Origin of the sequence: Serratia sp. ME47 (genome assembly GCF_903970925.1) — a bacterium.
In the GTDB taxonomy this organism is placed as follows: Bacteria; Pseudomonadota; Gammaproteobacteria; order Enterobacterales; family Enterobacteriaceae; genus Serratia; species Serratia ureilytica.
In genome coordinates, this window is sequence record NZ_CAJCKE010000026.1 from 58,780 (window position 1) to 72,297 (window position 13,518).

The 13,518-nt window shown below is 58.5% G+C and carries 12 protein-coding genes; all 12 read left to right on the forward strand.

What is annotated here, in order from left to right; genetic code table 11:
* Positions 1-4 precede the first annotated feature (4 nt).
* The 12 genes from btuD (at position 5) to H7A77_RS20940 (ending at position 13,203) form a co-directional block, all read left to right on the forward strand.
* Entirely contained in the window at positions 5-760 is a 756-nt protein-coding gene (gene btuD, locus H7A77_RS20885) for a vitamin B12 ABC transporter ATP-binding protein BtuD (RefSeq protein WP_033652455.1), read from the forward strand.
* A gap of 401 nt (positions 761-1,161) precedes the next feature.
* Entirely contained in the window at positions 1,162-2,316 is a 1,155-nt protein-coding gene (gene arnB / locus H7A77_RS20890; protein WP_089194680.1) for a UDP-4-amino-4-deoxy-L-arabinose aminotransferase, read from the forward strand.
* Positions 2,303-3,283, forward strand: a complete 981-nt coding sequence (arnC, locus tag H7A77_RS20895) for an undecaprenyl-phosphate 4-deoxy-4-formamido-L-arabinose transferase (RefSeq protein ID WP_033642884.1) — start codon at positions 2,303-2,305, stop codon at positions 3,281-3,283. Before arnB ends, arnC begins: the two co-directional genes overlap by 14 nt.
* The gene (arnA, locus tag H7A77_RS20900; RefSeq protein WP_182074598.1) at positions 3,283-5,265 is read left to right on the forward strand and encodes a bifunctional UDP-4-amino-4-deoxy-L-arabinose formyltransferase/UDP-glucuronic acid oxidase ArnA; all 1,983 of its coding nucleotides are present in this window, start codon (positions 3,283-3,285) and stop codon (positions 5,263-5,265) included. Before arnC ends, arnA begins: the two co-directional genes overlap by 1 nt.
* Positions 5,262-6,167, forward strand: coding sequence for a 4-deoxy-4-formamido-L-arabinose-phosphoundecaprenol deformylase (arnD, locus tag H7A77_RS20905; protein ID WP_182074595.1), 906 nt, complete (start codon positions 5,262-5,264; stop codon positions 6,165-6,167). The genes arnA and arnD overlap by 4 nt, the downstream gene beginning before the upstream one ends.
* Positions 6,164-7,828, forward strand: a complete 1,665-nt coding sequence (gene arnT, locus H7A77_RS20910) for a lipid IV(A) 4-amino-4-deoxy-L-arabinosyltransferase (protein WP_033652452.1) — start codon at positions 6,164-6,166, stop codon at positions 7,826-7,828. The genes arnD and arnT overlap by 4 nt, the downstream gene beginning before the upstream one ends.
* A complete protein-coding gene (gene arnE / locus H7A77_RS20915) occupies positions 7,825-8,169 on the forward strand; it encodes a 4-amino-4-deoxy-L-arabinose-phosphoundecaprenol flippase subunit ArnE (RefSeq protein ID WP_033642887.1) in 345 nt (114 codons plus the stop codon). Before arnT ends, arnE begins: the two co-directional genes overlap by 4 nt.
* The gene (gene arnF / locus H7A77_RS20920; RefSeq protein WP_033642888.1) at positions 8,166-8,558 is read left to right on the forward strand and encodes a 4-amino-4-deoxy-L-arabinose-phosphoundecaprenol flippase subunit ArnF; all 393 of its coding nucleotides are present in this window, start codon (positions 8,166-8,168) and stop codon (positions 8,556-8,558) included. The genes arnE and arnF overlap by 4 nt, the downstream gene beginning before the upstream one ends.
* Positions 8,559-8,734: 176 nt before the next feature.
* Positions 8,735-9,199, forward strand: coding sequence for an NlpC/P60 family protein (locus tag H7A77_RS20925; RefSeq protein WP_016927954.1), 465 nt, complete (start codon positions 8,735-8,737; stop codon positions 9,197-9,199).
* Between the two features lie 59 nt (positions 9,200-9,258).
* A complete protein-coding gene (locus tag H7A77_RS20930) occupies positions 9,259-10,272 on the forward strand; it encodes a lipoate--protein ligase A (protein WP_182074596.1) in 1,014 nt (337 codons plus the stop codon).
* A gap of 511 nt (positions 10,273-10,783) precedes the next feature.
* Positions 10,784-11,515, forward strand: a complete 732-nt coding sequence (locus tag H7A77_RS20935) for an EAL domain-containing protein (RefSeq protein ID WP_033642891.1) — start codon at positions 10,784-10,786, stop codon at positions 11,513-11,515.
* 245 nt (positions 11,516-11,760) lie between these two features.
* Positions 11,761-13,203: a protein adenylyltransferase SelO gene (locus H7A77_RS20940; RefSeq protein ID WP_033642892.1), complete on the forward strand. Its 1,443-nt coding sequence runs from the start codon at positions 11,761-11,763 to the stop codon at positions 13,201-13,203.
* Positions 13,204-13,518: the final 315 nt, after the last annotated feature.

Consider the following 13,518-nt stretch of genomic DNA (forward strand, 5'->3'; position numbering starts at 1 on the left):
ACGAATGCTGCAACTCGTTGAGGTTGGGGTGGCGGGGCGCCTGGCGCCTTTTTCGGCACAGATTGACGGCGGGTTGCAGGTTCACCTGATCGGCCCAAACGGCGCCGGGAAGAGCACTCTGCTGGCGCGGGTGGCGGGCATGCTGCCGGGGCTGGGCGAGGTTCGTCTGGACGGACGCGCGCTCTCCGATTATCCGGGGAGCGAACTGGCATCCCGGCGCGGTTACCTCAGCCAGCAACAGCCGCCGGTGTCGCTGATGCCGGTGTTTCAGTATTTGGCGCTGCACCGGCCTGCGGCGGCGACGCAAACCGATGTGGAGCATGCCATCCTCTATCTGTGCCGGCGGTTGAAGCTGGTGGATAAGCTGTCACGCATGCTGACGCAGCTTTCTGGAGGCGAATGGCAACGGGTGCGGCTGGCGGCGGTCTTGCTGCAGGTGTGGCCCAGCGTCAATCCGCACAGCCGCCTGTTGTTGCTGGATGAGCCGACCAACAGCCTGGATGTGGCGCAGAAAGTCGCGCTGGATCGCCTGCTGCGCGAATTCTGCCAGAGCGGGCGCAGCGCGCTGGTATGCGCGCACGATCTGAATCACACCCTGCAGCAGGCCGATCGGGTTTGGTTGCTGCATGCCGGCCGGCTGGTGGCGCAGGGCGTCACGCGTGAGGTGATGGCGCCCGCGATGCTGTCGCAGATTTATGAAGTGGATTTCCAGCTGCAATGGGTAGGGGACCAGCGTTGGATCATGACCCGCACGGCTTAATTAACCCAGTCGGCGGGGCGCAACGTAAACGGAAACTAAACGCAGTGAATATAAATAGCGGGGTAAGGATTGGCGAATATTGTGCGGTCTCTCATTTTCTTATCGATTTTCTTGAAAAACGTCGATGACGTGCTACGCTTGATTCGGCAAAAATAAAATACGTAAGTAATTATTAAAAAACATAAGAAATTGATTTACATAATAAAATTAAATTAATGATGACGGCGCCTTCCTATCAGTTCTCCCACTGATGACAAGTCTCGTCTTAAGGTTTAGTTAAGCTTGCGGCCTTACATTGGCAGTTAATCCACGGAAACGATTCTTCTCTGGCGTTTAATATTCGTTAAACGAAAGGGATTTACAGTGTCATCAAAAGCAGTTCGATACGTTTGGGGTTAACTATGGATCAATTTTTACCTTTCTCTCGTCCAGCCATCGGCGATGAAGAAATCGCCGCGGTAGAGAAAGTGTTGCGTTCCGGTTGGATCACCACCGGCCCGCAAAATCAGCAACTGGAAAGCGACTTCTGTTCCACCTTCGGCTGTAAGCACGCCATCGCCGTCAGTTCCGCCACAGCGGGCATGCACATCACTTTGATGGCGCTGGGCGTGGGGCCCGGCGATGAAGTCATCACCCCTTCGCAAACCTGGGTTTCCACCCTCAACATGATCGAACTGCTGGGCGCTGCGCCGGTAATGATCGACGTTGACCGTGAGACCTTGATGGTCAGCGCCGCCGACGTTGAGGCTGCCATCACCCCGAAAACCAAAGCGATTGTTCCGGTGCATTATGCCGGCGCCCCCCTGCAGATGGACGCTTTGCGCGCCGTGGCCGAACGCCATCGTCTGCCGTTAATCGAAGACGCCGCCCATGCGGTCGGCACGCGTTACAACGGCGAATGGGTCGGCGCGCGCGGCACGGCGATTTTCTCGTTCCACGCGATTAAGAACGTGACCTGCGCCGAAGGCGGCCTGATCGCCACCGACGACGATGCGCTGGCGGATCGCCTGCGTTGCCTGAAGTTCCACGGCCTGGCCGTCGATGCCTTCGATCGCCAGCAGCTGGGCCGCAAACCGCAGGCCGAAGTGGTGGAGCCGGGGTACAAATACAACCTGTCCGACATTCACGCGGCGATCGCCGTGGTGCAACTTTCGCGCTTCGCCGAGCTGAACGCGCGCCGCAAGGCGCTGGCGCAGCGCTACCTGAGCGCGCTGGAAGGCTCGCCGTTCCAGCCGTTGGGCGTGCCGGATTATCCGCATGACCACGCCTGGCACCTGTTTATGGTGCGCGTCGATCCCGAGCGCTGCGGCCTCGATCGCGACCAGCTGATGGAGCGCCTGAAAGAGGTTGGCATCGGCACCGGGCTGCATTTCCGTGCGGCGCACACCCAGAAATTCTACCGTGAGCGCTATCCGCAGCTGTCGTTGCCGAATACCGAATGGAACTCGGCGCGGCTGTGCACCTTACCGCTATTCCCTGATATGACCGACGCCGATGTGGATCGCGTGGTCAATGCCTTGTCTTCTGTTGTGGAGTCTTTACGTGTCTCGCGTTGAACCGATCAAAAAAGTGTCGATAGTCATCCCGGTATACAACGAGCAGGAAAGCCTGCCTGCGTTGCTGGAGCGCACTACCGCCGCCTGTAAGCAGTTATCCCAACCTTATGAAATCATTCTCGTCGACGATGGCAGCAGCGACAACTCCGCTGACATGCTGACCGCGGCGGCCGAAAAGCCGGACAGTCACGTGATTGCCGTCCTGCTTAACCGCAACTATGGCCAACATTCGGCGATCATGGCCGGTTTCAATCAGGTGACCGGCGATCTGGTGATTACCCTTGACGCCGATCTGCAGAACCCGCCGGAGGAAATCCCTCGGCTGGTCAGCGTGGCGGAAGAGGGCTATGACGTGGTGGGCACCGTGCGCGCCAACCGTCAGGACTCCTGGTTCCGCAAAAGCGCTTCGCGCGTGATCAATATGATGATTCAACGCGCCACCGGCAAATCGATGGGGGACTACGGCTGCATGCTGCGCGCCTATCGTCGTCATATCGTTGAGGCGATGCTGCACTGTCATGAGCGCAGCACTTTCATCCCGATCCTGGCGAATACCTTCGCCCGTCGCACGACCGAAATCGACGTGCGTCACGCCGAGCGCGAGTTCGGCGACTCAAAATACAGCCTGATGAAGCTGATCAACCTGATGTATGACCTGATCACCTGTCTGACCACTACGCCGCTGCGTTTGCTCAGCGTGGTCGGCAGCATCGTGGCGCTGTCCGGGTTCGTGTTGGCGCTGGTGCTGATCGCGCTGCGTCTGCTGCTCGGTCCTGAATGGGCCGCCGGCGGCGTGTTCACGCTTTTCGCCGTCCTGTTCACCTTTATCGGCGCCCAGTTTGTCGGCATGGGGCTACTGGGTGAATACATCGGCCGCATCTATACCGACGTGCGCGCACGTCCTCGCTATTTTGTTCAGAAAGTGGTCGGCGTACAGCAAGACCACAATACTCAGGAAGAAGAATGATGAAAGCTATTGTATTTGCTTACCATGATATTGGCTGCGCAGGTCTGAAAGCGCTGACTGAGGCGGGTTATGACGTGCAGGCTGTGTTCACGCACACCGACGACCCAGGTGAGAACAACTTCTTCTCCTCCGTGGCCCGTTTGGGCGCCGAATTGGATCTGCCGGTCTATGCGCCGGAAGACGTGAACCACCCGCTGTGGGTTGATCGCATTCGCGAACTGCAGCCGGACGTGATCTTCTCGTTCTACTACCGTCACATGCTGAGCGACGAGATCTTGTCGCTGGCCCCGTTGGGCGGTTTCAACCTGCATGGTTCGCTGCTGCCGCGCTACCGTGGCCGCGCGCCGGTGAACTGGGCGTTGGTGAATGGCGAAACCGAAACCGGCGCCACCCTGCACAAAATGGTGAAACGCCCTGACGCCGGCGACATTGTGGGCCAGCAGAAAGTGGCTATCGCCGACAACGACACCGCGCTGACGCTGCACAAAAAAGTGCTGGAAGCCGCACAGGCCGTGTTGAAAGAGCAGCTGCCGAAGCTGAAGAACGGCACCGCCACTTTTACCAAGCAGGATGAGTCTCAGGCCAGCTACTTCGGGCGCCGCACCGCGGCGGACGGCGAGATCTTGTGGCACAAATCCGCCCAAGAGATCAACAACCTGGTGCGCGCCGTCACTGAACCGTACCCGGGGGCATTCAGCTACCTCGGCCAGCGCAAGCTGATCGTCTGGCGTTCCCGCGTGCTGGATACCCAACACGATAAACAACCGGGCACCGTGCTGAGCACCGCCCCGCTGGTCATCGCCTGTGGCGAAGGCGCGCTGGAAATCGTCGCCGGGCAGAACGAAAGTGGCCTGTACGTGCAGGGCAGCCGCCTGGCGCAGGAAATGGGCATCGTCACCGACGTGCGTCTGGCCGCCAAGCCCAACGCCGTGATGAAACGCCGCACCCGCGTGCTGATCCTCGGGGTCAACGGTTTCATCGGCAACCACCTGACCGAGCGTCTGCTGCGCGACGATCGTTACGACATCTACGGTCTGGATATCGGCTCTGACGCCATCAGCCGCTTCCTCGACAACCCGCGCTTCCACTTCGTGGAAGGCGACATCAGCATCCACTCCGAGTGGATCGAGTATCACATCAAGAAATGCGACGTGGTGCTGCCGCTGGTGGCGATCGCGACGCCGATCGAATACACCCGTAACCCGCTGCGCGTGTTCGAGCTGGACTTCGAAGAGAACCTGAAGATCGTTCGCGACTGCGTGAAATACAACAAGCGCATCATCTTCCCGTCCACCTCCGAAGTGTACGGCATGTGCGACGACAAAGAGTTCGATGAAGACCATTCGCGTCTGATCGTCGGGCCAATCAACAAACAACGCTGGATCTACTCGGTCTCCAAACAGCTGCTGGATCGGGTGATCTGGGCTTACGGCGCCAAAGAAGGCCTGAAGTTCACGCTGTTCCGTCCGTTCAACTGGATGGGGCCGCGTCTGGATAACCTAGACGCCGCGCGCATCGGTTCTTCCCGCGCCATCACCCAGCTGATCCTCAACCTGGTAGAAGGTTCGCCGATCAAACTGATGGACGGCGGCGCACAGAAGCGTTGCTTCACCGACATCAACGACGGCATCGAAGCGCTGTTCCGCATCATTGAGAACCGCGACGGCCTGTGCGACGGTCAGATCGTCAACATCGGCAACCCGACCAACGAAGCGAGCATTCGTGAGCTGGCGGAAATGCTGCTGGAAAGCTTCAACAACCACCCGCTGCGCGACCGCTTCCCGCCGTTTGCCGGCTTCAAGGACGTGGAGAGCAGCAGCTACTACGGTAAAGGTTACCAGGACGTCGAGCACCGCACGCCGAGCATCAAGAACGCGCGCCGCCTGCTGGGCTGGCAGCCGACCATCGAGATGAAGCAAACCGTCGCCGATACGCTGGACTACTTCCTGCGCACTACCGTTCAGGAAGGGAACGATGCATGAAGAAAGTCGGTCTGCGGATTGATGTAGATACCTTCAGCGGCACCCGTGAAGGGGTGCCGCAGTTGCTGGACCTGTTCGAAAAGTACGACATTCAGGCCAGCTTCTTCTTCAGCGTGGGACCGGACAACATGGGGCGCCATCTTTGGCGCCTTTTGCGTCCGAAATTTCTGTGGAAAATGCTGCGCTCGAACGCCGCTTCGCTGTACGGTCTGGATATTCTGCTGGCCGGCACCGCGTGGCCGGGGCGCAACATTTCACGCGCGCTGGGGCCGCTGATGAAGCGCACCGCCGAAGCCGGCCATGAAGTCGGGCTGCACGCCTGGGATCACCAGGGATGGCAGGCCAACGTCGGCAAATGGAGCGAGGCGCAGCTGACCGAACAGGTGCAGCGGGGCGTCGATGCCCTGAGCGCCAGCACCGGCCAGCCGGTGAAATGCTCCGCCGTAGCAGGGTGGCGTGCCGACACGCGCGTGCTGGAGGTCAAGCAGCGCTTCGGCTTCCATTACAACAGCGATTGCCGCGGCACCCATCCGTTCCGTCCGGTGCTGAGCGACGGGCGTCACGGTACGGTGCAGATCCCGGTGACGTTGCCGACCTTCGACGAAGTGATCGGCAGCGAAGTCAGCATGGCCGACTTCAACGACTACATTCTGCGCGCCATCGAGAACGATCGCGGCGTACCGGTGTACACCATTCACACCGAAGTGGAAGGCATGTCGCAAGCGGCGATGTTCGAACAGTTATTGCAACGCGCACGGCAGCAGGGCATCGAATTCTGTCCGCTGAGCGCGCTGTTACCGCAAGATTTGGCGTCACTGCCGTTGGGCCGCATCAAGCGCGCTCCTTTCCCCGGCCGCGAAGGTTGGCTGGGCTGTCAAACCGATGTGAAGGACGTTACATGAAGGCGCTAAAAGGATCCTGGGCCATTCTGCTGGCCGTTTTTTTTGCTCTGGTCTATCTGATCCCGCTTAACGGTCGCCTGCTGTGGCAGCCGGATGAAACACGTTATGCCGAGATCAGCCGTGAAATGCTGCAACGCGGCGATTGGGTGGTGCCGCACCTGCTGGGGCTGCGCTATTTCGAGAAGCCGGTAGCGGGATACTGGTTCAATAACATCAGCCAGTGGCTGTTCGGGGAAAACAACTTTGCGGTGCGGTTCGGCTCGGTGTTCAGCACCGGCATGACCGCGCTGCTGGTGTTCGCGCTGGCGATGCTGATGTGGCGTAATGCGCGTCGCGCCAGCCTGGCGATGCTGATGTTCCTGTCGATGGTGCTGGTGTTCAGCATCGGCACTTACAGCGTGCTGGATCCGATGATTTCGTTGTGGCTGGCGGCGGCAATGGTCAGCTATTACCTGACGCTGAAAGCCACCTCGGTCAAAGGCAAGCTGGGCGCCTACGCCTTGCTGGGCTTGGCCTGCGGCATGGGCTTTATGACCAAGGGCTTCCTGGCGCTGGCGGTGCCGGTGATTGCGGTGATCCCGATTGTCATTCAGCAACGTCGCATCAAGGATCTGCTGTGCTACGGCCCGGTGGCGATCGTGACCGCCACGTTGCTCAGCCTGCCGTGGGCGCTGGCGATCGCGCAACGTGAGCCCGATTTCTGGAATTACTTCTTCTGGGTCGAACACATTCAGCGCTTCGCCGAAGATAACGCCCAGCACAAGGCGCCATTCTGGTATTACCTGCCGATCCTGCTGGCGGCGGTGTTGCCGTGGCTGGCGCTGCTGCCCGGCGCGCTGCTCAAAGGTTGGCGCGAACGCGTGCAGCGCCCGGAGCTGTTCTTCCTGCTGAGCTGGGCGATGATGCCGCTGATCTTCTTCAGCATCGCCAAAGGCAAGCTGCCGACCTATATTCTGCCGTGCATGGCGCCGCTGGCGCTGCTGATGACCGCCTATGCGGAAGACTATGCCGCCACGCTGCGCGCCAGGCTGTTTAAGGCCAACGCCTGGCTGAACGGCCTGTTCGGGCTGATTGGCATCGTGGCGCTGGTGGTGTTGAGCTCCGGTTTGCTGCCGAAAGCGCATCTGTTTACTCCGCAGGAGTGGCCGAAAGTGGTGCTCGGCCTGATCGCGTTCGGCGGTTGGCTGCTGTTCGCGCTGGTCTCCGCGCGCGATAACGGCCGCCAATGGCGTTGGGCGGCCGCTTGCCCGGTGCTGCTGTGCCTGGTGATCGGTTACGCGATTCCGCAGCAGGTGACCGATTCCAAACTGCCGCAGAACTTCGCCCGCGCCACGATGGCCGAACTGGGCGACAGCCGTTACGTGCTGACCGACAGCGTCGGGGTGGCGGCCGGCCTGGCCTGGGAACTCAAGCGCAGCGACGTGCTGATGTACAGCCAGAAAGGCGAGGTGGCCTATGGTCTGGAGTATCCGGACGCCAAAGGGCACCTGATCAGCGACGCCGACTTCCCGCAGTGGCTGGCGCAGGCGCGCAAGCAGGGGAATGTGTCGCTGGTGTTGCAGCTCTCCCGCGGCGAAGCGCTGCCGCAGGAACTGCCTGCCGCAGATAAGGTGGATCGCATGAACCGTCTGGTGCTGATGTGGTATAAACAGCAACCATGATCGGTTTTCTGTTGGTGATAGTGGTCAGTCTGCTCACCTGTGGTGGGCAGCTGTGCCAGAAGCAGGCGGCGCACTGCTGGGAACGGGCGGACGAGGCGCGGCTCAAGCAGACGCTGCGTTGGCTGGCGCTGGCGGTGCTGTTGCTGGGGCTGGGCATGGCGGTGTGGCTCAATGTGCTGCAACGCCTGCCGCTCAGCCTGGCTTACCCGATGCTCAGCCTTAACTTCGTGATGGTGACGCTGGCCGCGCGCTGGCTGTTTCACGAGCCGACGACCGCGCGCCATTGGTGTGGCGTGGCGTCGATTATGCTGGGGATCCTGCTGATGAGCGTGCATTCATGAAGGGCTATGCCTGGGGCGCCGCCAGCGTACTGCTGGTGACGCTGGCGCAGTTGCTGATGAAGTGGGGCATGGTTCAGATCCCGCTGATGTCGTTCGCCGACGTCTCGCTGACGCTGATCGGCGACTACTGGCTGCCGCTGCTGGCGGTGGGCGGCGGCATCTTTGGCTATGCGCTGTCGATGCTGTGTTGGTTCTTTGCGCTGCGCCATCTGCCGTTAAACCGCGCTTATCCTCTGCTGAGCGTCAGCTATGCGCTGGTTTACCTGGCGGCGGTGATCCTGCCGTGGTTTAACGAATCCGCTACGCTGCTGAAAACGTTGGGCACGCTGTTTATTCTGTTCGGCGTCTGGCTGATTAACAGCAAATCCGAGACCAAATCGCCGCAATAGGGCCAAAACCGGCGATCCTGCTATTATCTCCCTCATGGCGCTTGCCTTTTTCCCCGTGCGGGAGATAAATTAACGCGAAATAGCGCTTTCCTTACGTGGTGCCGGCTTTGCCTCGCAGGCAGTGTAGTGGTGTACCGAATGGCATAATGCGGCAACGTGTTCAATGAAGGGATATTATGCGGATGCGTGTGTGGTTTTTATTAGCCAGTTTAATCCTCGCCGGTTGCAGCAGCCATGCGCCGCCACCCAGCGGCCGCCTGGCGGATTCTATCGTGGTGGTGGCTCAGCTCAATGAACAACTGCGCCAGTGGTACGGCACGCCATACCGTTACGGCGGCCTGGATCGCGGCGGCGTGGATTGCTCCGGCTTTGTTTACCGCACGTTCCGCGATCGCTTCGATATGCAGCTGCCCCGTTCGACCGAAGAGCAAACCTCGCTGGGCACCAAGGTCTCGCGCGACGAACTGATGCCGGGCGATCTGGTGTTTTTCAAAACCGGCGGCGGTGAGAACGGTCTGCACGTCGGCATTTACGATACCAACGACCAATTTATCCACGCTTCGACCAGCCGCGGGGTGATCCGCTCCTCGCTCGATAACGTTTACTGGAAACGGGTGTACTGGCAGGCGCGGCGCATTTAGCCTTAACCCGTTGATTTGGTGTATCATGGTGGCATCACGTGTTTTGAACGGTGCCTGCCATGAACAGTTTGCGTTTACTGATCTCCGACTCCTACGATCCCTGGTTCAACCTGGCGGTGGAAGAGTGCATCTTCCGCGAAATGACCACGCAAAAAATCCTCTTCCTGTGGCGCAATGCCGAAACGGTGGTGATCGGCCAGTCGCAGAACCCCTGGAAAGAGTGCAACACCCGGCGTATGGAACAGGATGGCATTCGGCTGGCGCGGCGCAGCAGCGGCGGCGGGGCGGTATTCCACGATTTGGGCAACACCTGTTTCACCTTTATGGCCGGCAAGCCGGGGTACGATAAAAGCGTCTCCACGAACATCATTCTGCAAGCGCTGCGGCAGTTGGGCGTAACGGCCGGCGCATCGGGGCGCAATGACCTGGTGATGGAAACTGCCGATGGGCCGCGCAAAATATCCGGCTCCGCCTATCGCGAAACGCAGGATCGCGGTTTCCACCACGGCACGCTGTTGCTGAATGCCGATCTTGAGCGGCTGGCGGACTACCTCAATCCGGATCCCAAAAAACTGCAGGCCAAGGGCATCACCTCGGTGCGTTCGCGCGTCGCCAACCTGGCGGAGTTTTTGCCGGGCATCAGCCATGAGCAGGTGTGTGAGGCGATCGTGCAGGCCTTCTTCGCCCACTATGGCGAGACGGCCGAGCCGGAGATCATTTCGCCGGATGTATTCCCCGATCTGCCCGATTTTGCCGTGCAGTTCGCCAAACAGAGCAGTTGGGAATGGAATTTCGGCAAGGCGCCGGCGTTCAGCCATCTGCTAAATGAACGCTTCGTCTGGGGCGGCGTGGACCTGTTCTTCGATGTGGAGAAGGGGACAATTGTTCGTGCGCAGGTATTCACCGACAGCCTGAATCCGGCTCCGCTACAGCGGTTGGCGGACATGCTGGTGGGCTGCGCGTACCGCAGTGAGCCCGTCGCCGCCTGCTGCGACCGCCTGGTGGCGGCCTATCCGCAACAGGCGGCTGAATTGACCGAGCTGCGGCAATGGCTGAGCGATACCATCCGCTAGCCGGGCGGTCTGGCTGCGAGGGGATGAGCGTGCTCATCCCTTTTTTTATCGCTGAAAGCGACGTTTCGCTGGGCGTAGCGCAGATTTTCTGAAAATCAAGGTGGGCATTTTTTCAGGTTTTCAATGCTGCGAATAACGGGCGGAATTGATGCGTTATTAAATTTAATCAGTCATCGTTAACGGCCGGAAAAATTGGCGTTAAGTCAGAAAGATTATTTTACTTTATTTAGGATTTTTCTTAATTAAAACAAAGGAGATAAGTCAAATTTGGCCTCAAATCCATTCCACTTAAGCCAAATATCTTTTCGCATCACGCGCCGAACGAGAAAACTGGCATAAGTGCGGCTGCTTTTCTTTGCGCCGTTTGCGATTGTCGTATAGCTTTAATCTATCAATTAAATGATATTTTACGAGCATTTGCATTGATATTTCCGATTAATCCCAGAAGGATTGATCGATAAAATATATTGATATACGATGATACGCTAGCCATTCATCCTGTGGCATTAAAATGAACATCCAACTCGAAGCTGACTTTATTAGTAGCTATGTTTTTCAACCTGTTTACTCAATGGAGGGCGGGCTGTTGGCGGTGGAAATGTTGAGCCGTTTCAACAGTCTCGACGGTGATTTAGCCATGCCGGCCGAAATTGGGATTAATTTATTGGCGCCTGAACAAAGGATTGAGTTATTTAATGAGCAATTGAGACTGGCGGAGCAGCATGCTGCCTGGTTTACCGGTAACAGCGTGCAGTTGACCATCAATATCGAAGAAACCATCGTCGAGCTTATTCTTTCCGATCCGGCCTTGTGCCAGAGGATCCGGCAATATCCTTTTATTGCATTTGAAATGAGTGAGAGTTTTCCGAATCTTTCTGCCGGAAAGAACAATACGAGCGTGCGGCGATTAAGCGAATTGTTTACGCTGTGGCTCGATGATTTCGGTTCCGGTAAAGCCACGCTGACCGCGTTGTACGATGGTTTGTTTGACTACGTAAAGATAGACAAGCGTTTTTACTGGCAGCTGTTTACCCATCAGGGGTATGACGTGGTCATCGACTCGTTGTTAAAGAATATCAACCTGTTGTGTAAAGGCGTGATCGTCGGAGGAATAGAGAAAAAAGAGTACTTTAATAAACTCAGATACGCCGGTGTTTTAGGCCTGCAAGGTTTTTTATGGCCCAGCGTTGGTGTGGATAATCTGCAAGCTTTGCTGGCGATGCCCAGCGAGTTCAATAATTAAGAAGTGATACAAAAAAACTACACACAATGAGGTAAATAAGCGACGGGGTGATGTTTAGCGTGATTCAGTCGCCGTTATTCACCCACGTTTTTGCTGATAACCGCGTTTGTCAGCCGACGTTCAGCGCGTTTCCTCACGCGAAACCTCCCGCATCCGTTCTGGCGACAGGCGGATGCGTTCTCCCTGCATTCCTTCGGTGTTAATCCTCCCGTTCAGGCTCTACACTACGCTGAAACGGAGGGCCTATGCCGCAATTCGATAACGCTTACTACCAACAATTACCCGGTTTTTACACCGCCCTGAACCCGACGCCGCTCAAGGATGCGCGCCTGCTGTACCACAGTGAGCCGCTGGCGCGCGAGCTGGGGCTGGATGACAGTTGGTTTACTCAGGATAAAACCCCGATTTGGGCGGGGGAAACGCTGCTACCGGGCATGCAGCCGTTGGCGCAGGTATACAGTGGCCACCAGTTCGGCGTCTGGGCCGGGCAACTGGGCGATGGGCGCGGCATTTTGCTGGGCGAACAAGTCCTGGCGGACGGCAGTCACCGTGACTGGCACCTGAAGGGCGCCGGGCTGACGCCGTATTCACGCATGGGGGATGGCCGCGCGGTGCTGCGTTCGGTTGTCCGCGAGTTTCTGGCCTCTGAGGCGTTGCACCATCTGGGGATCCCCACCACGCGTGCGTTAACTATTGTCACCAGTCAACAACCGGTATACCGCGAGCAGCCGGAACGCGGCGCGATGCTGCTGCGGGTGGCGGAAAGCCATGTGCGTTTCGGTCACTTCGAACACTTTTATTACCGCAAACAGCCGGAGCAGGTGCGGCAACTGGCGGATTTCGTCATCGCCCGTCACTGGCCGCAGTTGCAGGATCAGGCCGATCGTTACCTGTTGTGGTTTACCGACGTGGTCGAACGCACGGCGCGCCTGATCGCCCATTGGCAAACCGTCGGATTCGCCCACGGCGTGATGAACACCGACAACATGTCGATTCTCGGCATCACCATCGATTACGGCCCTTACGGCTTCCTCGATGACTATCAGCCCGGCTATATCTGTAACCATTCCGACCATCAAGGGCGTTACGCCTTTGATAATCAGCCGGCGGTGGCGTTATGGAACCTGCATCGCCTGGCGCAAACTTTGTCGGGGCTGATGACTGCCGAACAGCTGCAGCAGGCGTTGGCGGCATATGAACCGGCGTTGATGCGCGCCTATGGCGAACAGATGCGCGCCAAACTGGGCTTCTTCACGCCGACGGCGCAGGATAACGACGTGCTGACCGGCCTGTTGAGCCTGATGGCCCAGGAAGGGCGGGACTATACCCGCACGTTCCGCCTGTTGAGCGAAACAGAACAGCAACAGGCGCAGTCGCCGCTGCGCGATGAGTTTATCGACCGTGCGGCCTTCGACGCCTGGTATCAGCAATATCGTCAGCGTTTGCAGCAGGAGCAGGTCAGCGACGCGGAGCGACAACGGGCGATGAAGGCGGTGAACCCGCGGCTGATCCTGCGCAACTACCTGGCCCAGCAAGCGATTGAGGATGCGGAGAAAGACGACGTCGGCCGTTTGCAGCGGTTGCATCAGGCCTTGCTGCGGCCGTTCGACGATGCGCCGGAGTATGACGATCTCGCCGCGCTGCCGCCGGACTGGGGCAAACATCTGGAGATTTCCTGCTCCAGCTGAGATGAAAAAAGGGCGCCTCATGGCGTAATGCTGGTCAGTTAGCGTTTTTATGCAGGCGTTCGTGAAATTTTCGGTCGATAAAAGTGAGATGCCTCATGTGGCTCACGCACCTCGACCGAGCCAGGGGCCGAAGGCGCGGCCCCTGGCAACCCGCGCCTTTGCCCTGTCAGACGGTTGGCTTTGCCAACTGCCCTCTCTCCGCCATAGCGCATTGAGGCCGGTTGCGACAGGCGTCCCTGCCTGTCTCACCTGAAACCGCCGTCCATGGCGGTTTCTCCTAATGCGCTATGCCTGCGTTCGGCGTCTTCAAGGGCG

What these genes read in the sequence shown, in the direction of transcription:
- btuD (WP_033652455.1), top strand. Translation starts at nt 5, where the DNA reads ATGCTGCAACTCGTTGAGGTTGGGGTGGCGGGGCGCCTGGCGCCTTTT.
- H7A77_RS20940 (WP_033642892.1), top strand. Translation starts at nt 11,761, where the DNA reads ATGCCGCAATTCGATAACGCTTACTACCAACAATTACCCGGTTTTTAC.
- arnB (WP_089194680.1), top strand. Translation starts at nt 1,162, where the DNA reads ATGGATCAATTTTTACCTTTCTCTCGTCCAGCCATCGGCGATGAAGAA.
- H7A77_RS20935 (WP_033642891.1), top strand. Translation starts at nt 10,784, where the DNA reads ATGAACATCCAACTCGAAGCTGACTTTATTAGTAGCTATGTTTTTCAA.
- arnT (WP_033652452.1), top strand. Translation starts at nt 6,164, where the DNA reads ATGAAGGCGCTAAAAGGATCCTGGGCCATTCTGCTGGCCGTTTTTTTT.
- arnE (WP_033642887.1), top strand. Translation starts at nt 7,825, where the DNA reads ATGATCGGTTTTCTGTTGGTGATAGTGGTCAGTCTGCTCACCTGTGGT.
- arnF (WP_033642888.1), top strand. Translation starts at nt 8,166, where the DNA reads ATGAAGGGCTATGCCTGGGGCGCCGCCAGCGTACTGCTGGTGACGCTG.
- arnA (WP_182074598.1), top strand. Translation starts at nt 3,283, where the DNA reads ATGAAAGCTATTGTATTTGCTTACCATGATATTGGCTGCGCAGGTCTG.
- H7A77_RS20930 (WP_182074596.1), top strand. Translation starts at nt 9,259, where the DNA reads ATGAACAGTTTGCGTTTACTGATCTCCGACTCCTACGATCCCTGGTTC.
- H7A77_RS20925 (WP_016927954.1), top strand. Translation starts at nt 8,735, where the DNA reads ATGCGGATGCGTGTGTGGTTTTTATTAGCCAGTTTAATCCTCGCCGGT.
- arnD (WP_182074595.1), top strand. Translation starts at nt 5,262, where the DNA reads ATGAAGAAAGTCGGTCTGCGGATTGATGTAGATACCTTCAGCGGCACC.